This is a genomic window from Stenotrophomonas sp. GD03654 (genome assembly GCF_029845105.1).
In the GTDB taxonomy this organism is placed as follows: Bacteria; Pseudomonadota; Gammaproteobacteria; order Xanthomonadales; family Xanthomonadaceae; genus Stenotrophomonas; species Stenotrophomonas africana.
Genome location: NZ_JAOCLC010000033.1, coordinates 1 through 23,552 on the forward strand (window position 1 = coordinate 1; position 23,552 = coordinate 23,552).

Below are 23,552 nucleotides of genomic sequence, written 5' to 3' on the forward strand. Positions count from 1 at the left end.
GTTGCCTTCGGCGTCGATCACCGTCACCTCGCCCAGGTTCAGCGCACGCACGGCCGCTTCGGTCTGCTTGAGGTCACCCACCACCACCCAGGTCAGCGCCTGCGGCTTGATCTCGGCGGCGGCCTGCTGCACCTGCGCCGGGGTCATCGCCTCGATCTCGGCCTTGCGACGCAGCACGTAGTCGTCAGGCCGCTTGAACTGCACGATCGAGCCGATGGTCGATGCCACCGCGCTGGCGGTCTCGTAGGCACCGGGCAGGCTCAGGGTCTGGATGTTGCGGATGCGGTTGACCTCGGCGGCGGTGGCCGGCTTGCTGCCGTCGGCGAACGCGGCGATTTCCTTGCGCATTTCCGCCAGCGCCGGGCCGGTCATGTCGATCTGCACCGGCGCGCTGGCCATCCACGGGCGCTGACCCACCGAATTGACCGCGCTGCTGCGCGCACCGTACGACCAGTGCTTGTCCTCACGCAGGTTCATGTTCAGGCGCGAGGTGAAGTCGCCGCCGATCACGCCGTTGGCGATATCGAAGCGGGTCGAGCTGGTAGCGCTGGACGGCGCCACCACCTGGCCGGCGAACAGGTTGGCCTGCACCGCGCCCGGCTGGTCGATCAGGAACACGCGCGGGCCCTTCGGCAATGCGACGTCGGTGGCCGCCTTCACCTGCGGGGCATCGCCGGCAGCCTTCCAGTCGCCCAGCTGCTTGTCCAGCAACGGCACGATCTCGGCCAGGGTGGTGTCACCGACCACGATCAGGGTGCCGTTCTGCGGGCGCAGCCAATCGTGGTGGAAGTCGACCAGGTCCTCGCGGGTCAGGCCGTTGATCGCTGCTTCGTCACCGCTGCCGGTGAACGGGATGGCATACGGGTGGCCCTTGCCGTACAGCAGCGGCGGCAGCACGCGCATCGCCACCGCACCCGGGTTGACCTTTTCCTGCTGGATGCCGGCGATCCAGGTCGCCTTGACCCGGTCGATCTCGCCCTGTTCGAAGCGCGGCTCGCGCAGCAGGTCGCGGTACAGCGCCAGCGACGGTGCCAGGTTTTCCTTCAGTGCCGACAGGTCCACGCTCATCGAATCCAGGCCGGCCGAAGCATCCAGGCTGGCACCCAGTGCGTCGGCGGCATCGGCGAAGGCCAGCGAGCCGAGCTTGCCGGCGCCTTCGGTCATCAGGCTCATGGTGAAGTTGGCGGTGCCCGGCTTGCGGCCCTGGTCGGCGCTGAAGCCGCCCGGGAACTGGTAGCTGAACTGCACCACCGGAATTTCATGGCGTTCGGCCAGGATCACCTGGGTGCCGTTCTTCAGCGTGGCGCGCTGCAACGCCGGGAACTTCAGCTGCGGGAACTCGCGGGTCTGCGGCACGCCCGCCTTGCGGTCGACCTGCTCCGGCAGGGTGCTGTACTTGGGGTCCACTGCCGGCACGGTGAAGGGCTTCGGCGACTGGCTCGGGTCTTCCTTCAGCGCCACGCGCTCACCCGGTGCGATCACCAGGGTGTGGCTGCCCTTGTCCAGCCACTGTGCGCCCAGGCGGCTCAGGTCGGCGGCACTGGCCTTCTCGATATTGGCCAGCGAGGTGCGGAAGCAGCCCGGGTCGCCAGTGAACACCGCGCACTCGGCCAGCGCATCGGCCTTGCCGCCAAAGCCTCCGATGCGCTCGATGCCACGGATGAAGCCGGCGCGGGCGCCGGTCTTGGCGCGTTCCAGCTCGGCCGCGGTCGGGCCCTGCTTGATCAGGCGATCCAGTTCCTCGTCGATGATCTTCTCGACCTTGGCCGGGTCCTGGCCCTGCTTCACGGTCGCCACGATCACGAAGTTGGAGCCCAGCTGCGAGGTCGACAGGCCCGAGCCGATGCTGTCCACCAGCTTGTCCTGGTGCTGCAGGCGCTGGCTCAGGCGCGAGGATTTGGCGCCGCCCAGCACTTCGGCGAACAGCTGCAGCTGGTCGATGTCAGTGGTGCCGACCTGCGGCACGTTCCAGGCGCGGTAGATGCGTGCCTGCGGCACCTTGTCGGTCATCGTCTCGCGGGTATCGGCACTGCGCTTGGCCACGTTCACCGCCGGCTGCGCCATGGTCGGGCCAGCGGGGATGCTGCCGAAGTAGCGGGCGACCTTCTCCTTGGCGGTCGCAAGGTCGATGTCACCGGCCAGCACCAGCACCGCGTTGTTCGGGCCGTACCAGGTGCGGAACCAGGTCTTCACGTCGTCCAGCGAGGCCGCGTTGAGATCGTTCATCGAGCCGATCACGCCGTGGTGGTACGGGTGGCCAACCGGATACAGCGCCTTGTTGATCTGGTCCCAGGCCTGGCCGTAGGGCTGGTTCTCGCCCTGGCGCTTCTCGTTCTGCACCACGCCGCGCTGCTCGTCCAGCGCGGCCTGGTCGATCGCACCCACCAGATGGCCCATGCGGTCCGACTCCATCCACAGCGCCATGTCCAGCGCGGTGGTCGGCACGTTCTCGAAGTAGTTGGTGCGGTCGGTGTTGGTGGTGCCGTTCTGGCCGGTGGCACCGACCTGCTTGAACGGCTCGAAGTACTCGCCGTCGTGGTTTTCGCTGCTCTGGAACATCAAGTGCTCGAACAGGTGCGCGAAGCCGGTGCGGCCAGCCGGCTCATCCTTGCTGCCTACGTGGTACCAGACATTGACCGCAACGATCGGCGCCTTGCGATCGGTATGCACGATCACGCGCAGGCCATTGGGCAGGGTGAACTGCTCGAACGGGATATCGACCTTGGCCGGTGCCGCCTGCCTGGCGGCCAGTGCAGAGGTGGGCGCGAGCGTGCCCAGGGCGGTGCTGAGGGCGACAGCCAGCAGTGCAGCGCGCGGGCGAAGGGCGAGAGACATTTCCGGATCCTTGGTCACATAGGTGAACCCCGATCCTAGCCTGCGCGCGCAACGGCAGGAATCGGCCAGCAGTCACTGGGGGTGTTTTGCCCCGAGGCCCATCCGGCCGGGCTCCAACGGGGCTCCTGAACCGTCACATGCGTCGGCTGAAGGCGTCCGGACAGTGTCCGCAGCGCGAGGAATGGACAGGTGTCCGCCCACCGGACACTTTCGAATCGAAATAAAAGCCTTGTAAATCAACAACTAAAAGTTGGCACGGGGATTGCTTGGTACTTCCTGCGCCAAGAAGGGCTTCAGACGAAAGCTGACTGAAGACTGAACAAATGCAGGAAATCGAAAATTTCCCTTGCAAGCCCAGAATTGGTGTACTACCTTACTACCACACCACCGCTCACCAACACTAAACAGGCCCCGTCATGAACGCCAAGACCATTGCCATCGCCATCGCCCTGATCGCCGGCACCGCGGTTGTTTCGTCGGTGCAGGCCTCCGAATCCATCAAGACCCTGTCCACCGTGCAGGTTCGCCCGGCCGCCGACCAGCTGGCCCAGCAGGCCTGGGAACAGGCCAGCGGCATCCCGACCCTGGCCACCGTGGAAGTGCGCCCGAGCGCCGACCAGCTGGCCGAGCGCAGCGGCTACGTCGCCGCCCCGGTCGCCGCCGCACTGCCGATCACCACCCTGGCCTCGGTGGAAGTGCGCCCGAGCCTGGAACAGCGCGTCGCCCTGGCCGCCGAGCTGGAAGCCCAGCGCTACGCCGCCACCCTGGCCGCAGCCGCCACCAGCGTCGCAAACCAGGTCATCACCAACCTGCCGGCCCTGCAGGTGCGTCCGAGCGCTGCAGACCTGCAGGCCCTGGCCACCGAAACCGCCCAGGTCCTGCTGCGCCCGTAAGCGGTGCCGCCCTGCCCAGCGCAGGGCGTGCGCCGTAAAGGCGGCGGCCGTCGCAGGTACACTGCGCCGATGAATGCCGCGCCCCAGTTCCACGTGATCCTGTTCCAACCGGAAATCCCGCCCAACACGGGCAATGTGATCCGGCTCTGCGCCAACACCGGCGCGCAGCTGCACCTGGTCGAGCCGCTCGGCTTCGCACTGGAAGACAAGCAGCTCAAGCGCGCCGGCCTGGACTACCACGAGTACTCGCGCCTGCAGGTGCACCCCGACCTGGACACCGCGCTGGCGCGGATCGCACCGAAGCGATTGTTCGCCCTGAGTACGCGTGCCAGCGTCCGCTATGACAGCGTGGCGTTCGAAGACGGTGATGCCTTCCTGTTCGGCCCCGAAAGCCGTGGCCTGCCGCAGGACGTGCTCGATGCGCTGCCCGATGGCCGCCGCCTGCGCCTGCCGATGCGGCCGGACAACCGCAGCCTCAATCTTTCCAACACCGTTGCGGTGGTGATGTACGAGGCGTGGCGCCAGCACGGGTTTGCCGGCGGGGCGTAAACCGCTTCTGGTGGGTGCGGACCTTGGTCCGCACCGATGCCCGGTCGCGCGCTGAAGAAATGTGCCAACCAAGGTTGGCACCTACCACAGGCAGGTCGGAGCACCCACCCGGTAGATCCACGCCATGCGTGGATGCCTTTCGCGTGCGCCCGAAGTGCCAACCAAGGTTGGCACCCACCGGAACCAGGTTTCAGAACGCGTTGATGCCGGTCAGTTCGCGGCCGATCACCAGCTGGTGCACGGTCTCGGTGCCTTCATAGGTGATCACCGATTCAAGGTTCAGCGCATGACGGATCGCCACGTGCTCGGTGGTGATGCCGGCGCCACCCAGCAGATCGCGACACTCGCGGGCGATGTCGATGGCCATGCGGCAGTTGTTCCACTTGGCCAGGCTGACCTGCTGCGGCTGCAGCTGCCCGGCTTCCTTCAAGCGCCCCAGCTGCAGCGCCAGCAGCTGCGCGGTGGTGATGCGGCGGGCCATTTCGGCCAGCTTGATCTGCGCGCTCTGCGTGGCCGCCAGCGGGCGGCCGAACAGCACGCGCTCCTTGGCATAGCCCAGCGCTTCATCCAGGCAGGCGATGGCCGCACCGATCGGCCCCCAGCTGATGCCATAGCGGGCCTGGGTCAGGCAGCCCAGCGGGCCCTTCAGGCCCTTTACGTTCGGCAGGCGATGACTGTCGGGCACGCGCACGTCATCGAAGAACAGCGCACCGGTCAGCGACGCGCGCAGGCTCATCTTGTGCTTGATTTCCTGGGTGGTGAAACCGGCCATGCCCTTTTCCAGCACGAAGCCCTGGATGCCGTCCTCGGTCTGCGCCCAGACGATGGCCAGGTCGGCCACCGGGCCGCTGGTGATCCACATCTTGCTGCCGGTGATGCGCCAGTCGCTGCCATCGCGCACCGCGCGGGTCTTCATGCTGGCCGGGTCGGAACCACCATGCGCCTCGGTCAGGCCGAAGCAGCCGATCAGCTCGCCGCGCGCCATCGCCGGCAACCACTGCTGGCGCTGTTCCTCGCTGCCATAGGCGTAGATCGGGTACATGCACAGCGAGCTCTGCACCGAGACGAAACTGCGCAGGCCCGAATCGCCGCGCTCCAGCTCCTGGCAGATCAGGCCGTAGCTGACTGCGCCGAGGCCACCGCCGCCGTACTCGGTCGGCAGGGTCGCACCGAGCAGGCCCAGTGACGCGATCTCTGGCACCAGTTCATCGGGGAAGCGGGCCTGGTCGAAGGCATCGCCGATGATCGGCAGCACGCGCTCGTTGGTGAAGCGCGCGACGCTCTCCTGCACCGCGCGCTCTTCCTCGTTGAGCAGGGAACGGACATCGAACAGATCGTACGGATGCAAAGCCATGGCACTCACGCGCAGTCAGGACCTGAGCATTGTCGGTCATCCGGACAGAGCGTGCCGACCAAGGTCGGCACCCACCAGAGCTGCGGCCCTACGCTGCATCGCAGCAATCCGGGTGTGAACATCGGCGATCTAGCTCGATCACGCGCGGCCCGGTACCCTGACACATTCAAACAACCGTTTCGCCCGTGGCCGCACGCGCGATTCCCAGGCACCGCCGGTGGCCCCGATGCCGGCACTACCCACGAGTCATGCAATCGATGAGTGCTGAAGCCAACGCCCTGCCCCCGCGTGAAGTCATGGAATTCGACGTGGTCATCGTCGGTGCCGGCCCCGCCGGCCTGGCCACCGCGATCCGCCTGCGCCAGCGCGCGATCGAAGCCGGCCGTGAACTGTCGGTCTGCGTACTGGAAAAGGGCTCCGAGCCGGGTGCGCACGTCCTGTCCGGCGCGGTGATGGACCCGCGCGCACTGACCGAACTGTTCCCGGACTGGGCCGAGCGCGGCGCACCGCTGAAGCAGAAGGTCACCCGCGACGAATTCCTGTTCCTCAGCGAAACCGGCGCACGCAGCACGCCCAACGCGCTGCTGCCGGAGTGCTTCCACAACGAAGGCAACTACATCATCAGCCTGGGTGAAGTGACCCGCTGGCTGGCGCAGCAGGCCGAGGCGCTGGAGGTGGCGATCTTCCCCGGCTTCGCCGCCGCCGAAGTGCTGTTCGGCGACAACGGTGAAGTGATCGGCGTGGCCACCGGCGACATGGGCATCGAGAAGGACGGCAGCATCGGCCCGGCCTTCGAGCGCGGCATGGCGCTGCAGGCCAGGTACACGATCTTCGCCGAAGGCGCGCGCGGCCACCTCGGCCGCCAGCTGATCGCCCGCTACACGCTGGACGAAGGCAAGGACCCGCAGGCCTACGGCATCGGCATCAAGGAACTGTGGCAGATCGACCCGGCCAAGCATGAGCCGGGCCTGGTGGTGCATGCCGCCGGCTGGCCGCTGGACAGCGACACCTACGGCGGCGCGTTCCTGTACCACGCCGACGGCGGCAAGGTCGCCATCGGCTACGTGGTCGGCCTGGACTACAGGAATCCCTGGCTGAGCCCGTTCGAGGAATTCCAGCGCTTCAAGACCCATCCCTCCATCCGCAAGCATCTGGAGGGTGGCACCCGCATCGGTTACGGCGCGCGTGCGATCACCGCCGGTGGCCTGCTGTCGTTGCCGAAGACGGTGTTCCCCGGTGGCGCCCTGGTCGGCTGCGAGGCCGGCTACCTCAACGCCAGCCGCATCAAGGGCAGCCACGCCGCGATCAAGACCGGCATGCTGTGCGCCGACGCCGCGTTCGACGCGCTGGCTGCTGATCGCCAGCACGATGAACTGAGCGCCTACCCGAAGGCCTTCGAAGCCAGCTGGCTGTTCACCGAACTGCAGCAGGCCAAGAACTTCAAGCAGTGGTTCAAGAAGGGCCAGACCGTGGCCACGCTGATGACCGGTGTGGAACAGTGGCTGCTGCCAAAGCTGGGCGTGCGCAATCCGCCGTGGACCCTGCACCGCACGCAGCCGGATCATGTCTGCCTGGAACCGGCAGCCAAGCACACCCGCATCGCCTACCCGAAGCCGGATGGCGTGCTGACCTTCGACCGTCTCAGCTCGGTGTTCCTCAGCAGCACCAACCACGACGAGAACCAGCCCAGCCACCTGACGCTGAAGGACCCCAGCATTCCGGTGAAGGTGAACCTGGCCGAGTACGCCGGTCCCGAAGCCCGCTACTGCCCGGCCGGTGTGTACGAGTTCGTCGGTGAAGCCGACAACGCACGGCTGCAGATCAACGCGCAGAACTGCGTGCACTGCAAGACCTGCGACATCAAGGACCCGACCCAGAACATCGTCTGGGTGACCCCACAGGGCGGCGGCGGCCCGAACTACTCCGGCATGTGATCGCCGCGGGCTGCGACCGCGTGTCGCAGCCCGTCCGCTCCACCGCGCCGCTATCCTGCCCGCCCATGCGTGCTCTCCGCCTGCTCATCGCCGTTGCCGTGGCCCTGGCGGCCACGGCCTGCCAGCGTCCGCCTGCAGCACCGGCCACGCCGGAACAGGCGCACCAGCAGGCGATGCAGCGCGCGTTTGAACTGTGTGCCGGCTGCCACACCGTGCAACCCGGGGGCATCCACCGCTTCGGGCCGAACCTGCACGGCGTGATCGGTCGTCGCGCCGGCAGCCTGCCCGACTACGGCTACTCCGATGGCATGCGCCGCGCCGACATCACCTGGACCGCGCAGACGCTGGATGCGTTCCTGCAGTCGCCCACCCACATGGTGCCCGGCACGCGCATGTACAACGCCTTCCCCAGCGCCGAACGCCGCGCGCTGGTGATCGCCTACCTGCAGCAGCAGTCGGCTCAGTGAGCCAGGCGCTGCAGCTGTTGCTGCAGCCGCGCCACGAAGGTCGCCACTGCCGCGAACAGCGACGCCACATCGGTTTCCATCGCATCCTGCAGGCGCTCGACCAGTGCATTGGCCTGCCCGGCCAGCACCGTCGCCCCCACCGCGCCCAGTCCGCCGGCCTGCCGATGCAGGTGCAGCGCGGCAGTCTCGCGGTCACCGGCCTGCACGGCGCGCTGTACGGCCGCCAGATCGCCTTCGCTGGCCTGCAGCAGGCTGTCACGCAGCTGCTCGGCCACCGCGCGCGAGCCGAAGCGCTGCTGCAGGGCCGCCAGATCAGGCAGCGTATCGCCATCGTCGGCCGCCACCTCGACCACCGGCACCTCGAACGACTGGCCCTGCGCCTGTGGCAACCAGCGCAGCAGCGCGGCGCGCAACGTTGCCAGTGACAGCGGCTTGGCCAGCACCTCATCCATGCCCGCCTCACGGCAGCGACGTGCATCGTCATCCAGCACGCTGGCGGTCAGCGCCAGCACGGTCAGCCGCGGCTGGCCATTGCGGCCTTCGCGTTCGCGCAGCAGCCGGGTGAAGCCAAAGCCATCCAGCACCGGCATCCGGCAGTCAGTGATCACCAGATCGAAGCTCTCCGACGACAGCCGATCCAGTCCCTGCTGGCCGTCACCGACCATCACGTGCGGCACGCCCAGCTGCTGCAGGCGCCAGGCCATCATCGCCTGGTTGGTCGGGTGGTCCTCGATCACCAGCACCCGTGCCTCGCGCAGCGGCGCAGGCAGCAGCGCCATCTGATCCTGCTCGGCCACCAGGGCTTCGACATCGCCACTGCCGGCCTCCACCAGCGACAGCCGCACCTCGGCGCGGGTGCCCTCGCCCAGCGTACTGTGCAACGCCAGCTCGCCGTCCATCATCTGCACCAGACGCTGGCAGATGCTCAAGCCCAGCCCGGTGCCGCCGTGGTCTCGCTGGATGTAGGCGCCGGCCTGGGTGAACGGCGCGAACAGGTGCTGCAGCTGTTCCGGTGCAATGCCGATGCCGGTATCGGTGACACTCAGGCACAGCGGCTGAGCCCCCTCCTCGCTGGTCGGCCCCAGCACCTCCAGCTGCAGGCGAACCTCGCCCTGCGCGGTGAACTTGATGGCGTTGCTGAGCAGGTTGAACACGATCTGGCGCAGGCGTACGCCATCCACTTCGTGGGCCGGCGCCAGCTGCGGGTCGATCTGCACGTGCAACGCCAACCCACGTGCACTGGCCTGTGCGGAGAGCAGGCGGCACACGCTCTCCAGCAACGGCCGCAGTGGCTGCGGCACCGGCTCCAGGCGCAGTGCGCCAGCCTCCAGCCGTGAGTAGTCGAGGATGTCGTCCAGGATCTGCCGCAGCATCTGCGCCGAGTCCTCGATCACCCCAAGGATGCGCTGCTGTTCGGTGTCCAGCGGCGAATGCGCCAGCACTTCCAGCATGCCCAGCACGCCACTCATCGGCGTACGGATTTCATGGCTCATGGTCGCCAGGAAGCGCGACTTCGCTTCCGCCGCCTGCTCGGCCTCGGCCTTGGCCGTGACCAGGGCGTCGGCCTGTGCACGCGCTTCGCTTACATCCACCCAGTAGCCACTCCAGGTCACCGCACCGGCTTCGGCGGCATACGGATGGGCCTGGCTGCGCACCCAGCGCGCGCCTTCGCCCCCGGCGCGCAGGCGGAACTCGAGGATCAGTGGCGCGAACTGGCGCGCGGCCTGTTCGACGGCCTGCAGGATGTGCGCGCGATCGTCTTCTTCAATGCGTTCCAGCAGCATGCTGGCATCCTGCTCGGCCTGCTGCCGGCTGATCCCGAACAACGCCTGCAGATCACCGGCGATGAACGGAAAGCTGAGCACGCCATCAGCGCTGCGGCGTGCCTGGTAGACCACCGCAGGCAGGTTGTCGGTGACCTCGGCCAGTCGCTGTTCCAGATGACGCCGGCCGGTCACTTCGCGGCGCAGGCGCCAGTAGCCGATGCCATGCACCAACAACGCGGTCAGCAGTACCAGCGCCAGTGGCAGGCCCCAGTGCAATGCGCTTTTCCAGTCAACGCCAGTGCGATACTCCACCGCCAGCCAGTCGCCACGCAGCGCCTCATGCTTGCGCGGCGTCATCTGCAGCAGCAGGCGGTCGAAGGTGGTCGCCAGTGCGGCATGCCGCCGCTCCACCGCCAGCACCAGCTGATCATTGAAGCCTGCCGGTGCAGCGACCTGCAGGCGGCCGGGGAAACGACTGCGCAGCAGGTAGTCGACCAGCGCCAGATTGCCCACGTAGGCATCGGCCTCGCCATCAAGCAGTCGCTGCATCGCCTGTTCCGCACTGCGTGCCGCCATGATCCGGGCCTGCGGTGCCTGCTGCAGCACGTAGCCCCGCACACGCTCGGGATCGGACAGCAGCACGCGCTTGCCCTGCAGGTCCGACATGCCCAGCAGGGCTGGGCTGTCGACGCGGCTGACGATCACGTTCGGCACACTGATGAAGGGCTGGCTGAACACCCAGTCCGGCCCCAGGTAGCGCGAATCGGCCGGGATTCCCATCACCGCCTGCAGCTCGCCACGGCGGGCCTTCTCACGCACCTCATACCAGTCGTGGCTGCTCTCCGGCTGCAGGTTGGCGCCAGCCTGCATCAGACGGCGCAGGTACTCACTGGCCAGGCCGCTGGGCTTGCCCTGCTCGTCGGTGAACGACAGCGGCGCCGCGTTCGGTGCGAAACCGATCTTCAACGGCTGTTCCAGCACCCGCTTCTCTGCCCGGCTCAGCGCCAGCTGCGCTGATGCCGACCATTGCGGCGGCGGCAGCCAGCGTTGTGCCAGCGCGTCCCGTTGCGACTGGCTGGTTGCCGCCAGCGCGAGGTCCAGCGCTTCGGCCAATGGCTGCTTGCTGTTGGGTACACCGAAGTGCAGGCGTTCGGGAGGCAGATCGCTCGGCCGCAGCAACACCACGCCCTGCAGGCGCTGGGTGGCGATCAGTTCGGTGGCGACATAGGCATTGCCGATATAGACATCAGCTTTGTCGTCTCTGACCATCTCGAGTGCCGCCAACGAGTTGTTTGCGACAAGCTGACGGGCCTGCGGAAAACGCGCGCGCACCTGCGGACCGGTCAGGAAGTCCTGCTCGATCACCACCCGCAGTCCATCCAGATCGGGATTGTCCGAGGCACGCAGGTCGTCGGGGCGGCCCACCAGAGCCAGCGGTGCCTCGCCATAGGCGGCGGTATAGACCATGCAGCGGGTGCGGTCGGCACTCAGACCGACATTCATCACCACATCGATCTCGCCACGACATGCCGCATCCAGCACGGAGGTCCAATCCGGAAAACGACGGGCCTCGACCTTCACACCCAACTGACGGGCAAGAAGCGACAGATAATCCGGGCCCAGACCCACCTGCTGACCATCACGGAGTGACTCGAATGGTGGCCAGCCGCTGTCATACTGCCCCACGACGATGCTCGGATGGGTGGCCAGGTACTCGCGCTGCAGGGGATTGAGCGGCAGGAGGCCAGGAACGGCCTGCGCCAACGCTGCCGGCAGCGCCAGCAGGGCCAGCAGCAGGACCAGTCCGCGAACAGCCCAGCTACGCATCGGCGACGATCTCCTAGAATCCTGCCAGGGACCGCGATGGTCGCGGCCCAGCCAGCCCGGTGGCCATACTAGAGCATGAGCTTGCGCATCATCATCGCAGACGACCACCCGGTGGTCCGTATCGGTACCCGCGCCGTCATCGAATCGAGCGGGGTAGGCCGCGTGGTCGGCGAAGCCGACAGTGCACAGGCGCTGATGGCCCTGCTGGGCAGCCAGCCCTGCGACCTGCTAGTCACCGACTACTCCATGCCCGGCAGCCCCCAGGCCGATGGCTTCGCCATGATCGGCATGATCCGCCGCCGCCATCCCGACCTGCCGGTATTGATGCTCAGCGTCTCCAACAACCTGGCCATCCTGCGCATGGTGCTCGACAGCGGCGTGCTCGGCCTGGTCGACAAGAGCTCGTCGATGGACGAACTGCCGCAGGCCATCCAGGCGGTCTATCGTGGCCAGCCCTATATCAGCCGCAGCCTGCGCGAGCGGGTCGAGACCGCCGGCAGCTGGCGCATGCGCGAGGGCGACGGCAAGCCGCTGTCGCCGCGCGAGGTGGAGGTGCTGCGGCTGCTTGGCACCGGCATGACGGTGAAGGAAATCTCGCTGCAGCTGCACAAGAGCGTCAGCACCATCAGCCGGCAGAAGGGTGACGCCATGCTCAAGCTGGGCCTGAAAGGCGACGCCGAACTGTTCGACTACCTGCGTGACGGCAGGATCTGAGAGCCGGCTTACACGCCGGGGGCCAGCCACCGCCCTCTTTGATGTGCTGCGGATCTGTGCCAAGATGGCCTGGCATGAGTTCTCAATGCGAGGTCGAAGGAATCGACCGACTCATGTCCTCGCTCCCGTCCCTGGTGGATGGGGTGCGGTTTCCTGCCGGCCGTCTGGCCCGGCAACGCTGACCATGGAGAGGCGCATGCATCACCCCCCTGAGCTACGTTGGACCCTGCCGTTGCGGCCCCTGCGCGCATTCGCGGCGTGCCTGCTCGTCTCTCTTTCCGCTGCCGCCTGCAGCGCCGCCGATCCGGCCCCCTCGTCCTCCCAGCCTGGCGCCCCTGCGCAGGCTGCCAATGCGCCCCGACAGGATGTTGCCCCGATGCAGACCCCCACCCCCGATGCCGCCGTCATCCCGCCCGACGCGCCGACCGTGATGTATTTCACCTACCAGGTGGACGGCGATGGCGCGACCTCCTACGAGGTCCAGAACGGCAGCGTGGCGACCTTCTGGTTCGGCCACACCTTCACTCTTGATGGCACCACGTACTACACGGGTTTCTCCTGGGATACCCGCGAGCACTACGGCAAGCCGGGCGAGCAGACGCCGGCCGGTCCGGATGACCGCGCCAACCTCGCCGAGGCCACCTTCGTACTGGCCGGCACCGACGCCAGGAAGCCATGGAAGTTCCGTGGCCAGGAATGGACCATCGGCGCACTGGGCGCGTACGACAAGGCCGACGATGTCGATACCCGGCGCAAGCCGCTTGAACATCGCACCACCGACGGCCGCCTGCTGCTGGCGGTGCCGACCAGCAGCTTCGACCGTGGCATCAGCAGCACCGGCTATGCGCTGCTGCTGTTCAACCCCAAGCGCAGCGAAGACGACGTGGACAGCAAGGTCTGGCGCTATGTCGGCTCGGTGCGCACCGGTGAGGACAACAGCGCGGCCTGCGACGAAGGCAACGTGATGCCCTGCACCAACAGCGATGGCGAACTGGCCTTCGTTGCCGACGGCAACGGCCTGCCGCGACTGACCGTGACCTTCAAGGGCACCACCATCGAAGCCCCCGGCAAGACCCGCGCTCTGGGTGCCGGCGACGCCGTGCACTACACCTTCGACAGCGCGACCCAGCAGTACGTCGCGCCCTGATAGCACCCGCCACGCGCGGGTTACCTGTTGACCGACATGTTCTTGACTCACGGATGAGTCCGGTTGGCGATTCGCGGCATGCGCCGCTCCATCAACCCCGAGGAAAACGTCATGGCACAGCATGACTACAGCAGAAAGGAAGTCCTGGACATCGTCGAGCAGGTTGCCCGGCACAAGGGCATCCCAGTCGATGACTTCATGCGCTTCGCGCACATCGAGACCGGCGGCAGCTTCAACGAGCGCGCCCACAACACCTCGTCCGGTGCCAAGGGCCTGTTCCAGTTCGTGCCCGGTTCCGCGCGCCAGTACCACCTGACCGGCCACGAGTTCGACCCCACCCGCAACACCGAAGCGGCCGCGCAGATGTACCAGGACAACCTGGACTCGATGGCGCGCCGCAACGAACGCACGGGCCAGCCGTACCTGTCCGGCGGAGCGACGCCAACCGGCCTGGATCTGTACCTGGCCCACCAGCAGGGCAGCGCCGGCTATGGCTCGGTGCAGACGGCCATCGCCACCGGCACCTTCGGCGTGGTGCGCAACGGCCATGGCGAAGAGATCAACATGCGCCGCAACGTGCTCAACCAGATCGGTTCCGATGCCAAGGCGCTGACCGGCCACACGCTGGCCGAGATGCGCGGCATGAACGACGGCGACCTGGCGCGGACGTTCTCCAGCTACTACATCCACAAGTACGCGGCGATCAGCATCCCGGAAAAGAACATTGCCCCGCAGACGGTGGCGCAGGGCCAGGGCCAGTCCCCGGCAGCGCCTGCACAGGCCAGCGCAGCTGTGGCGGCGGGCGCAGCCGCGCTGGCGGCAACCGCAACGGCGGCCGCCGCGCCGAAGCCGGGCATTGAACTGCAGGCCGCCTACGAGGCCGGCGTGAAGTACGACGATGTCAGGTACGCCATCAACATTCCGGGCCACGCGCTGTACGTACCGGGCAAGACCGGCAAGAACGTGGAGCAGGGTTACATCGACTGTTCCGGTTGGGTCGGCACGCTGCAGAACCGGACCATGGACGAGATCAACCAGAAGGCCGGGCATGCGGTGTTCAGCAAGGCTGACCGCATCGACCTGGGCAACCTGGGATCCGGCGGCATCGTGCGCAAGGCGTTCGACCAGTCCGGCGTGCTGCTGGACCGCGACGCGATCCTGAAGCCCGATGCGCTGAAGGAAGGCATGATCATCGGACTGGATACGGCCAAGACCCGCCATGAGCACTGGAACGGCATCGACCACATCGTGATGGTGGTGCGCGACCCCAACACCGACAAGCTGCTGATCAGCCAGTCCACCGGCAGCAAGGGCGTGCACACCATGCCGGTCGAGGACTACCTCAAGCAGGTGAAGGAGCACCCGAACTGGAAGCTGTACGCCTCCGATCCGCTGTCCAAGGCGCGCGACCTGCTGGAAAACCGCACCCAGTCGCATGAGCAGACCCAGGGCAAGCCTGCGGCCGAGCACAAGGCCGCTGCCACCCCGCACGCCGAACTGTACAAGCAGGGTGCGCACAGCGAGGGCGTGCGCAAGGTGCAGGAGCAACTGGGCCACCTCGGCTACGTCGGTGCCGACGGCAAGCCGCTGGTCGAGGATGGCCGCTTCGGCCGCAACACCGACGCGGCGGTGCGCCAGCTGCAGAAGGACAACGGGCTGGTGGCCGACGGCATTGTCGGGACGAAGACCCTGGAAGCGATCAAGGACGCACGCGAACGGCCGTTGCTCAACGACGAACGGCACCCGCGCAATCCGTTGTTCATCCAGGCCAGCAAGGGTCTGGAGCTGATGCCGGCAGGCACCTTCAAGGATCGCCACGCGCTGGAAAGCGCCGCCGCAGCCCTGACCAAGGAGGCGCATGCTGCCGGCCTGCAGCGTATCGACTCGGTGGTTCCCAGCCCGAACGGCGAGCGTCTGTTTGCCGTGCAGGGCACGATCGGTGACCCCGCCGCCAGCCGCGTGGCGGTGGATACCCGTGCCGCCAGCGAGCAGAGCCTGGCGCTCAGCAGCGGTGCCGTGCAGGGCGCGCCGAACGTGCTGCACCCGCAGCAGGATGCCCAGCAGGAGCAGGCCCGGCAGGCACAGAAGGCGATGGGCGTCTAAGCCCGCAGCGCCTTGGGAGAGAAGGGAGGGCCACGTCCGCGTGGCCTTTTCCCTTTCTGCCAGCTGAGCGGCCGAGGCCGCTTTCAGCCTTGCTTCATGCCGCCTGCCGCTAGATGAATGCGCAAGCCGCACGGTGGACCAAGCAATGTTCCGGCAATGTTGGAACGCCAGCGTGGACACCACGGCAGCCGGGGCGCCCCACGCCCTCCCTGCCCAGCGTGGCATGCACCTCACAGGAGAACGAACATGCTCAGTACTTCCGCACTCAGCTTCCGTGGTCTGGCGATGGCTCTGGCTCTGGTGGCCGGTGTGGCCGTGGTCAGCGATGCCAGCGCGATGTCGAGGAAGGACAAGCGCACCCTGGTCGGCGCCGTGGTCGGTGGCGTGGCCGGCAACCTGCTCTCCAACGGTGATCCCGCCGCCACTGTCGGCGGTGCCGTGGCCGGCGGTGCGATCGGCAACCTGACCACCTCCGATCGTCGCGACCGTCGCTATTACGACAACCGCTACTACAACGACCGTTACGACCGCCGGTACGATCGTGGCTATTACCGCAGCGGCTACTATGACCGTGGCGACGACCGCCGCTGGCAGCGCGAGCGTTACTACGACAACCGCTACTACCACGACCGCGGTCGCCATCGCGGCTGGTAAGCAGGACGGCATCCTCCATGCCGATGCACGGACGGGCGGGTCGATGACCCGCCCGTTTGCGTTGGCCGCGTGCATGGCGTTGAATGCGCAGCCTTGGATGTGACTTTCCCCACCGGGGCTGCGGCATGACGTCTTCCTCCCATCGCGTGCAGGGCCTCAACAACGACGAGGTCCCTGCCGACTGGCCACCGATCAGCGCGGCGGACATCGCGTGGCTGAGTACGCGTTACCCGCAGCTGGGCGGGCACAGCCAACCGCGCTGGCACAGCCCACGGCCGCTGTCGGCCGCCGCCATCGTCGACGGCGTGGACGGTGCGGTGTTCATCAAGCGCCACCACCACAGCGTGCGCAGCGCGGCCTGCCTGGAAGAAGAACACCGCTTCATCGCCCATCTCGCCGCCGCCGGCGCGCCGGTGGTGCAGGTGCTGCCGGCGGTTGATGGCCACACCGCGGTCGAACAAGGCGAATGGACGTTTGAACTGCACGATGTCGGCGTGGGCGACGACCTGTACCGCGACGCGGTGTCGTGGTCGCTGCTGACCGATGTTGCGCAGGCCCGCGAAGCCGGGCGCGCACTCGCACAGCTGCACCGTGCCTCGGCCAGCTATCACGCGCCCCAGCGCAGCACCCATGTGCTGGTCGCGCGCGACGATCTGATCCGCGCCGACGATCCGATCGCGGCCATCAAGGCAGGGCTGCATGAGCGCCCCGGGCTGGCCCGCTATCTGGCGCGCATTCCGTGGGAAGTGCAGCTGCAGCGTGACGTGCTGCCATGGCATGCCGGCCTGGCCCAGCGCCTGCGCGACGAGCCACGGCTGTGGGCGCACAACGACTGGCACGTTTCCAACCTGCTGTGGCGCGATGGGCAGGTCGGTACCGTGCTGGATTTCGGCCTGGCCTCGCCCACCAGCGCACTGTTCGACCTCGCCACCGCGATCGAGCGCAATGCGGTGGCGTGGCTGGAACTGGAGCGCGGCATGCAGGCGGTGCGCATCGATATCGCGCTGGCGTTGCTCGACGGCTATCGCCAGGCGCTGCCGTTGTCGGCGGCACGCGTGCACCTGCTGGCCGACCTGCTGCCGATGGTCCATTTCGACTTCGCACTGTCCGAAGTGGAGTACTTCGAAGGCATCACCGGTTCGACCGCGAACGCGGATGTGGCCTGGCAGCCCTTCATGCTGGGGCATCCGGCATGGTTCCACAGCGCGCCGGGGCAGGCACTGCTGCAGGCGCTGCACGCGGCAGCCTGAAGGGCTCCGACTCGCAAATCCGTACCATTTGTAGTGAAATGGTCACCTGAAGCGGGGGTGCCTGGATCTGCCAGGCTGAGAGAGTCCCTTGGAACCTGATCCGGTTTGCACCGGCGTAGGGAGCTTTGAGCCGCAGCCACACCCCCGTCATGGGCCGGTGCACCTGCGCGCCGTCGCTTCGTCTCCCTTGTTGTCCGAAGACGAACCGAATGAACCGCTGCCTGCGCCCCACCCTGCTCTTCCTCGCCCTCTGCGCCGCGCTGCCGCTGCATGCCCGCGAGGCCGAGGCATCCCCTGATGCGGCTGCCACCGGCGCCGAGCGCTCGCCCACCGAGCTGGCGGCGGTGCGCGTGCAGGCCGGCAAACCGAAGGCCGATACCTCGCGCGTAAACGCCTTCGGTGGCGGCAGCTGGAAGGACACGCCGGCCTCGGTGAACGTGCTCGAGCGCGATTACCTCGACCGTCGTCAGGTGCGTTCGCTGTCCGAGCTGGCCAGCAACGATGCCTCGCTGGGTGATGCGTATGCACCGGTGGGTTACTACCAGAACATCGCCATCCGTGGCTTCGCCCTTGACGCCGCCACCGGCTATCGCTTCAACGGCCTGTCCATCGCCGGCGAACAGCGCCTGGCGCTGGAGAACGTGCAGTCGGTTGAGATCCTCAAGGGTGAAGCCGGCCTGGCCGCAGGCGTGATGGCGCCGGGCGGCATCATCAACTACATCGGCAAGCGCCCGGCCGAAGTGCGCACCGCCACGCTCGGTACCGACTCGGAAGGCTCGCGCTACGTCGCCGTCGATGTCGGCCACTGGATCACCCCGCGTTTCGGCCTGCGCCTGAATGCCGCGTGGGATTCCAGCAATTCCTATGTCGAGCACGCCGATGGCCGCCGCAATTTCTACTCGCTCGCGGCCGACTGGCTGATCGGCGAGCGCGGCAAGCTGGAGGTGGATGCCAACTACCAGACCAGCTCGCAGCGTTCGGTGTCCGGTTACCAGCTGCTGGGCGCACGCGACCTGCCGCGCGGCGTCGACCGCGAGCACCTGCTCGGCTACCAGCCGTGGCAGCGGCCGGTGGATATCGCCAGCACCAACATCACCGCCCTGCACACCTACGACTTCAACGAGGCCTGGCAGTCGCGCGTCTCGGTCGGCCACAGCCGCTCGGTGATCGATGACAACGTCGCCTTCGCCTATGGCTGCTACTACGCCGTGCAGTGCGCCGATGGCAGCGTGCCGGGCAACTACTTCGCGCCCAACGGCGACTACGACGTCTACGACTACCGCAGCCCGGACGATACCCGCCGCAACCAGCAGGCCCGTGCCGAACTGCGTGGCCGTTTCGAGACCGGCAGCGTCGGCCATGAGCTGACCCTCGGCGCCGACTACTTCCGCCGCACCGTGGACAGGCGCCCGAGCGTCAACGAGTACGTTGGCACCACCAACATCCAAGACGCACCGGTGCCGGTGTTCGCGCCGTCGCCGAAGATGCCGGGCCCGTCCGCACGTCGCCTGGACAGCCGCCAGACCGCGTTCTTCGCGCTGGACCGGATGAGCTTCGGCGATGACTGGCAGTGGCTGGCGGGTGGCCGCTTCGTGCGCCTGGACGAGCGCGCCTACGACAAGCGTGGCACCCCGCAGCGGCACAGCCGCCTTTCGCGCTTCCTGCCGCAGACCGCGGTGGTGTGGAAGGCCACGGACCAGCTCAATGCCTATGCCAGCTACGTGCGCGGCATTTCGCTGGGCCAGGAAGCGCCGTTCTGGACCAGCAATGCCGACACCTTCCTGCCGTCGGTGCAGTCGCGGCAGCTGGAAGTGGGCGTGAAGTACGTGCCGGTCGAGGCGCTGACGCTGGGCGCGGCGCTGTTCCGCATTTCGCAGCCGTACCAGTACGCCAAGCCGGACAACAGCGACGTCGGCTACACCTTCGTCGAAGAAGGCACGCAGACCCACACCGGCCTGGAGCTGACCGCCAACGGCCAGCTGACCGATGCGCTGCAGATCGTTGCCAGCGCCAGCGTACTGCAGGCGCGCGCGCGCGACACCGGCACGCCGGCCTATGAAAGCCATCAGCTGGTGAACGTGCCGAAGGTGCGTGCCAGCGTGCACGTGGCCTACGCGCTGCCGTTCGTGCAGGGCCTGGATGTGACCGGTGGCTGGCGCTATGCCGGTGCCAATGTCGCCCGCGCCGACGGTGGGGTGCGCGCACCGGACTACTCGGTGTTCGATGCCGGCCTGCGTTTCCAGCATCGCCTGCATGAGCGCGCAGTGACCTGGAACCTGTCGGTGGACAACGTGTTCAACCGCTTCTACTGGCGCGATACCGGCAGCAGCGGTGGTGACTACTACCTGTTCCCCGGTGCACCGCGACAGGCCCGCCTGTCGGTGACGTTCGCGCTGTGAGCGGCGTGATGCTGGAGTGGACCGCCGCGCTGTGCAGCATCCTCGGCGTCTGGCTGATGGCCCGGCGCCGGCTGGCAGCGTGGCCGGTGGGCCTGCTGTCGGTGACGCTGTACGGTCTGGTGTTCACCGAGGCCAAGCTGTACTCGGACACCCTGCTGCAGGTCGCCTTCGGCGGCTTCCTGGTCTATGGCTGGCTCAACTGGCGGCAGCACGCCGCCGATGAAGGCAGCATCCGCATCGTGCCGCTGGCGCGCGGCAAGCTGCTGCGCGACCTGGCCATCGGCCTGTGCGGTGGCGTGGCGCTGGGTGCGGCCATGCACACCTTCACTGATGCCGCACTGCCCTGGCTGGACGCGATGCTGACCGCGCTGAGCCTGGTCGGCCAGTGGTGGCAGGCGCGCCGCCACGTGGCCTGCTGGTGGGTGTGGATCGCGGTGGACGTGGTCTATGTGGGTGCGTACCTGTTCAAGTCGCTGCACGTGACCGCCGCGCTGTACGTGTTCTTCCTCGGCCTGGCTGTATTCGGCCTGCGCGCATGGAGCGCCGCCGCGCGTGGACCGCAGGTGGCAACCCGGTAGAGCCACGCCATGCGTGGCTGTTACGGGCAATCGGCGCGCCATCCACGCATGGCGTGGATCTACGGGGTCAGGGCCAAACCCAGCCGCAGCGGCTGGCGCATGTCGGCCGGTGGGGCCGCCTGCAACGGGCCGGCCTGCAGCGTCGCGCGCAGGTCGGCGTCGACCTGGGCATCACCCAGGCTGTCGAATTCCAGCTTCGAGATGCGGCCATCCGCCGCGATCCACACGCTCACCGGCAGCGGCGTCGGTGTATCCGGATGTGCCTGCAGCCATTCCAGCACGCGCTGCGCCTGCGGGTCCTGCTCCTGCTGCAGGCGCTGCTGCAGCTGCCCCCCCACGGCGGCGGCGTAGGCCATCCAGTGCGCAGGGGCTTCCTGCGCGGACACCGCGGCGCTCCCCAGTGCCAGCGCACCGAACAACGCGGCCAGCCGCTTCCACCCGCGGCGTGCGCCGCTCCTGTTTCCGGTCATGGCCATCGCCCGCCTCCTGCACTCCCATCCAGCACGACATGGTCGGCGCGGTAGATGACAGGCAGATGGCGGGTGAGGAGCGTACCGGACTGCGATGGATCGCCTTCGATCAGTCTAGGCAGGCCTTTAGATCGTCCCGCGCCCAGCCGGTGAGGCCCGCTCCCTTCCAATAGCGTGCAGACGTACCAGCCGGGGCAGAGGCAAGCTCGACAATGGCGATCACCCCATGGTTCACCGGATTGTCGATGACAATGCGCTGCCCGGATTCGGTCGGCAGTACACGCACGACCTTGTTGCGCTGGGTCCACGTCTGCGACAGGCACACGGTGACCTGTTGCACCGATTTCGAAGAATTGAACAACTCCGGCGCTTGCTCAAGCAGGCCAGGCGCGGTTGAGCAGCCAGCGATGGCCGCGAACAATGCAGCTGCGAAGAAGCCTCTCAAGACAGACATACGTGCTCCAGGTGCATGCGGATCCTCCGGTTACTCGCCGAGATCGGCCAGCACCTTGCGCGAGGGCGCGAAAAAGGTCACGCCGGTGGTGGCGGTGGAGAAATCGAGGATGCGGTCGTGCAGTGGCGCGGGATTGCCGATGAACATGCGCTCGAGCATCTTCTCGATCACCCACAGGCGGCGCGTGTAGCCGATGAAGTAGGTGCCGTACTCGCCGCGACCCGGGTTGGCGAACGGCATGTTGTCGCGCAGGATCTCGTGCTCGCCGTCGGCATCCTCGATGGTGCACAGCGTCTTGTGCGACTTCTGCGCATCGGCCGGCGCATCATCCAGCTCGATGTTGTCGTGCTTGGTGCGGCCGATGATCGCTTCCTGCGCCTCGGTCTTCTGCGCGCGCCAGGCGTCGAGGTTGTGCAGGTACTTCTGCACCACCACGTAGCTGCCGCCGGCATGCTCCGGGTCTTCCTCACCCACGATCGTGGCTTCCGGCAGCGCCAGCCCTTCCGGGTTGGCGGTGCCATCGACGAAATCGAGCAGATCGCGGCCATCGAAATAACGGAAGCCGGCCACGTCATCGACCGTCTCCACCGCATCGCCGAAGGCCATCAGCAGGTTGCGCTCGAATGCCACGATCAGATCCATGGTGCGTGCGCGGATGTGATACAGCAGGTCGCCGGGCGTGGACACGGCGGTGTGGGTCGCGCCCTTGATCTCGCGGAACGGTTGCAGCTCACGCGGCGGCGTGGTGCCCACCAGCGGCTGCCACACGCGGTAGCCAATGGCCACGTTGCAGGTGAAGGTGCGCTCGATCTCGCGGATGGCGGTGTTCTTGATCAGGTCATCGGTGCTGGCCAGTACCTCGCGTGCCTTCGCGATCGACGCCTCGTCGTCCTTCACCTTCAGCACCAGGAACGCCGCCGAATGGGTCAGTGGCGCGGTGATCTGCTGCGGCTCGTTGTCGAGCGTGTGATTGAGAGCGGTGATCGGTGCGGGCTGGGAGTTCACGGCGGTTCCTGCTGGCTTGAGGCGGGCGCATCGCGCGTGGCGATGTGCGGGCGATCATAGCCGAAGCTCCTGATCGGCGACGGAGCGGTTCTCAGGTCGCGGCGGATACCGCGTGCGTTTGAGACAGCGCCATGACACTGCTAGCCTGCGCCATGAGGCCGGCAGCACGTGGCCATCCCTGCACTTCACGGAGGAAGACGCTGATGTCCCATACATCGATGCAGTGGCTGCGCGCATCCGCCACAACCGTGGCCCTCGCTCTGGCGCTGGGCACACCGCTTGACGCGCACGCCGCTGCCGAGGATCCCTTCTTCGCCGCCCTCGATCGCTACGGCGCCGATGACTTCAGCGGATGCGCGCGACTGCTCGGCGAGCTGTTGCAGCGTGGTGGCCGCTTCCCCGACGGCGGCGAGCTGCTGCTGGTGGAATGCACGGCCGCTGCCGGCGACCGCAGCCAGGCAATGGACTACGTGAACCAACTGCTGCCCCGCGGGCGCCTGTCATTCGATGATCTGCTGCACAAGGATCGACCGGGCCTGAACGCCCTGCGCGCCGATCAGGCGTGGCCGGACATGCAGCGGCGCGTGGAAGCCGCCGAGCAGCAACGCCTCGCGCAGCTGGACGCGCCGTTGCGCAAAGAGCTGCTGGAGCGCGCCGCACGTGACCAGGCCGCCCAGCATGTGGCCATCGACGCGGGGGGTGGCAATGCGTTCAAGGGCGTAGCACCGGTGGCCCAGGCCAATGCCGATTGGTTGAAGACCATGATTGCCGACAAGGGCTGGCCGACCTATTCGCGGGTCGGCCATGACGGGGCCAAGGCGGCCTGGCTGATCGTCCAGCACGCCGATCACGATCCCGCGTTCCAGGCACAGGTACTGCCGCTGATCGAACATGCGGCGAAGGCCGGCGAGGCCGATCTTCCCGATCTGGCGTTGCTGACCGATCGCGTACTGCTCGCGCAGGGCAAGCCGCAGCGTTACGGCAGCCAGTTCACCACCACCGGCGACGGCACGATGGAGCTGCGGCCCACCGAAGACATGGACGGACTGGACGCACGGCGCCAGGCCATGGGGCTGCAACCGCTGGCGCAGTACAAGGCCACGCTGTCGGAGGCGTATCGCAAGCCGGTCCGCTAGGGCCGTATCAGCCTGGA

At 67.3% G+C, this 23,552-nt stretch carries 18 protein-coding genes and 1 riboswitch; of the genes, 12 read left to right on the forward strand and 6 right to left on the reverse strand.

Annotated features, from left to right (window positions below):
• A partial coding sequence (locus N5J73_RS13195; RefSeq protein WP_279941045.1) for a pitrilysin family protein occupies positions 1 to 2,835 on the reverse strand: 2,835 nt, incomplete at its 3' end.
• Positions 2,836 to 3,251: 416 nt separating this feature from the next.
• Here N5J73_RS13195 and N5J73_RS13200 point away from each other — a divergent pair.
• Together N5J73_RS13200 and N5J73_RS13205 are read left to right on the forward strand one after the other, a co-directional pair.
• A complete protein-coding gene (locus tag N5J73_RS13200; RefSeq protein WP_049446162.1) occupies positions 3,252 to 3,728 on the forward strand; it encodes a hypothetical protein in 477 nt (158 codons plus the stop codon).
• A gap of 69 nt (positions 3,729 to 3,797) precedes the next feature.
• On the forward strand, positions 3,798 to 4,277 hold the full coding sequence (locus N5J73_RS13205; RefSeq protein WP_005407625.1) for a tRNA (cytidine(34)-2'-O)-methyltransferase: 480 nt from the start codon (positions 3,798 to 3,800) through the stop codon (positions 4,275 to 4,277).
• Positions 4,278 to 4,467: 190 nt separating this feature from the next.
• On the opposite strand, the gene N5J73_RS13210 is transcribed toward N5J73_RS13205, so the two are convergent.
• Positions 4,468 to 5,631, reverse strand: coding sequence for an acyl-CoA dehydrogenase family protein (locus tag N5J73_RS13210; RefSeq protein WP_049446160.1), 1,164 nt, complete (start codon positions 5,629 to 5,631; stop codon positions 4,468 to 4,470).
• Positions 5,632 to 5,888: 257 nt separating this feature from the next.
• Between N5J73_RS13210 and N5J73_RS13215 the strand changes: the two genes are divergently transcribed.
• Both N5J73_RS13215 and N5J73_RS13220 read left to right on the forward strand, forming a co-directional pair.
• A complete protein-coding gene (locus tag N5J73_RS13215) occupies positions 5,889 to 7,565 on the forward strand; it encodes an electron transfer flavoprotein-ubiquinone oxidoreductase (RefSeq protein ID WP_049446158.1) in 1,677 nt (558 codons plus the stop codon).
• 65 nt (positions 7,566 to 7,630) lie between these two features.
• Positions 7,631 to 8,032, forward strand: coding sequence for a c-type cytochrome (locus N5J73_RS13220; protein ID WP_049446178.1), 402 nt, complete (start codon positions 7,631 to 7,633; stop codon positions 8,030 to 8,032).
• Here N5J73_RS13220 and N5J73_RS13225 read toward each other — a convergent pair.
• On the reverse strand, positions 8,026 to 11,625 hold the full coding sequence (locus tag N5J73_RS13225) for a transporter substrate-binding domain-containing protein (protein ID WP_164078591.1): 3,600 nt from the start codon (positions 11,623 to 11,625) through the stop codon (positions 8,026 to 8,028). The genes N5J73_RS13220 and N5J73_RS13225 overlap by 7 nt on opposite strands.
• A 75-nt stretch (positions 11,626 to 11,700) precedes the next feature.
• Here N5J73_RS13225 and N5J73_RS13230 point away from each other — a divergent pair, with 75 nt between their 5' ends.
• The 7 genes from N5J73_RS13230 to pnuC all read left to right on the forward strand — a co-directional run bounded on the left by N5J73_RS13230 (position 11,701) and on the right by pnuC (position 20,470).
• Positions 11,701 to 12,339: a response regulator transcription factor gene (locus tag N5J73_RS13230; protein ID WP_049446154.1), complete on the forward strand. Its 639-nt coding sequence runs from the start codon at positions 11,701 to 11,703 to the stop codon at positions 12,337 to 12,339.
• A 376-nt stretch (positions 12,340 to 12,715) separates the two neighbouring features.
• Entirely contained in the window at positions 12,716 to 13,486 is a 771-nt protein-coding gene (locus N5J73_RS13235) for a hypothetical protein (RefSeq protein ID WP_099589374.1), read from the forward strand.
• A 111-nt stretch (positions 13,487 to 13,597) separates the two neighbouring features.
• On the forward strand, positions 13,598 to 15,589 hold the full coding sequence (locus N5J73_RS13240; RefSeq protein WP_164078596.1) for a peptidoglycan-binding protein: 1,992 nt from the start codon (positions 13,598 to 13,600) through the stop codon (positions 15,587 to 15,589).
• Positions 15,590 to 15,835: 246 nt separating this feature from the next.
• Entirely contained in the window at positions 15,836 to 16,243 is a 408-nt protein-coding gene (locus tag N5J73_RS13245; protein WP_049446151.1) for a glycine zipper 2TM domain-containing protein, read from the forward strand.
• 125 nt (positions 16,244 to 16,368) lie between these two features.
• A complete protein-coding gene (locus N5J73_RS13250) occupies positions 16,369 to 17,493 on the forward strand; it encodes a phosphotransferase (RefSeq protein WP_164078592.1) in 1,125 nt (374 codons plus the stop codon).
• 43 nt (positions 17,494 to 17,536) lie between these two features.
• Positions 17,537 to 17,632, forward strand: a riboswitch (TPP riboswitch).
• A 70-nt stretch (positions 17,633 to 17,702) separates the two neighbouring features.
• Entirely contained in the window at positions 17,703 to 19,892 is a 2,190-nt protein-coding gene (locus N5J73_RS13255; protein ID WP_164078593.1) for a TonB-dependent siderophore receptor, read from the forward strand.
• Between the two features lie 8 nt (positions 19,893 to 19,900).
• A complete protein-coding gene (pnuC, locus tag N5J73_RS13260; protein ID WP_049446174.1) occupies positions 19,901 to 20,470 on the forward strand; it encodes a nicotinamide riboside transporter PnuC in 570 nt (189 codons plus the stop codon).
• 59 nt (positions 20,471 to 20,529) lie between these two features.
• Here pnuC and N5J73_RS13265 read toward each other — a convergent pair whose 3' ends face one another.
• From N5J73_RS13265 to N5J73_RS13275, 3 genes are all read right to left on the reverse strand, one after another.
• Positions 20,530 to 20,946, reverse strand: coding sequence for a hypothetical protein (locus N5J73_RS13265; RefSeq protein ID WP_279941049.1), 417 nt, complete (start codon positions 20,944 to 20,946; stop codon positions 20,530 to 20,532).
• A gap of 103 nt (positions 20,947 to 21,049) precedes the next feature.
• Positions 21,050 to 21,385: a hypothetical protein gene (locus tag N5J73_RS13270; RefSeq protein WP_152907007.1), complete on the reverse strand. Its 336-nt coding sequence runs from the start codon at positions 21,383 to 21,385 to the stop codon at positions 21,050 to 21,052.
• Between the two features lie 39 nt (positions 21,386 to 21,424).
• The gene (locus tag N5J73_RS13275) at positions 21,425 to 22,399 is read right to left on the reverse strand and encodes a Dyp-type peroxidase (RefSeq protein ID WP_049446142.1); all 975 of its coding nucleotides are present in this window, start codon (positions 22,397 to 22,399) and stop codon (positions 21,425 to 21,427) included.
• A 203-nt stretch (positions 22,400 to 22,602) separates the two neighbouring features.
• Between N5J73_RS13275 and N5J73_RS13280 the strand changes: the two genes are divergently transcribed.
• Positions 22,603 to 23,535, forward strand: a complete 933-nt coding sequence (locus N5J73_RS13280; RefSeq protein ID WP_049446141.1) for a DUF6624 domain-containing protein — start codon at positions 22,603 to 22,605, stop codon at positions 23,533 to 23,535.
• Positions 23,536 to 23,552: the final 17 nt, after the last annotated feature.

Coding starts and splice junctions, on each gene's coding strand:
- N5J73_RS13200 (WP_049446162.1), top strand. CDS start 3,252: ATGAACGCCAAGACCATTGCCATCGCCATCGCCCTGATCGCCGGCACC.
- N5J73_RS13205 (WP_005407625.1), top strand. CDS start 3,798: ATGAATGCCGCGCCCCAGTTCCACGTGATCCTGTTCCAACCGGAAATC.
- N5J73_RS13210 (WP_049446160.1), bottom strand. CDS start 5,631: ATGGCTTTGCATCCGTACGATCTGTTCGATGTCCGTTCCCTGCTCAAC.
- N5J73_RS13215 (WP_049446158.1), top strand. CDS start 5,889: ATGAGTGCTGAAGCCAACGCCCTGCCCCCGCGTGAAGTCATGGAATTC.
- N5J73_RS13220 (WP_049446178.1), top strand. CDS start 7,631: ATGCGTGCTCTCCGCCTGCTCATCGCCGTTGCCGTGGCCCTGGCGGCC.
- N5J73_RS13225 (WP_164078591.1), bottom strand. CDS start 11,625: ATGCGTAGCTGGGCTGTTCGCGGACTGGTCCTGCTGCTGGCCCTGCTG.
- N5J73_RS13230 (WP_049446154.1), top strand. CDS start 11,701: ATGAGCTTGCGCATCATCATCGCAGACGACCACCCGGTGGTCCGTATC.
- N5J73_RS13235 (WP_099589374.1), top strand. CDS start 12,716: ATGCAGACCCCCACCCCCGATGCCGCCGTCATCCCGCCCGACGCGCCG.
- N5J73_RS13240 (WP_164078596.1), top strand. CDS start 13,598: ATGGCACAGCATGACTACAGCAGAAAGGAAGTCCTGGACATCGTCGAG.
- N5J73_RS13245 (WP_049446151.1), top strand. CDS start 15,836: ATGCTCAGTACTTCCGCACTCAGCTTCCGTGGTCTGGCGATGGCTCTG.
- N5J73_RS13250 (WP_164078592.1), top strand. CDS start 16,369: ATGACGTCTTCCTCCCATCGCGTGCAGGGCCTCAACAACGACGAGGTC.
- N5J73_RS13255 (WP_164078593.1), top strand. CDS start 17,703: ATGAACCGCTGCCTGCGCCCCACCCTGCTCTTCCTCGCCCTCTGCGCC.
- pnuC (WP_049446174.1), top strand. CDS start 19,901: ATGCTGGAGTGGACCGCCGCGCTGTGCAGCATCCTCGGCGTCTGGCTG.
- N5J73_RS13265 (WP_279941049.1), bottom strand. CDS start 20,946: ATGGCCATGACCGGAAACAGGAGCGGCGCACGCCGCGGGTGGAAGCGG.
- N5J73_RS13280 (WP_049446141.1), top strand. CDS start 22,603: ATGTCCCATACATCGATGCAGTGGCTGCGCGCATCCGCCACAACCGTG.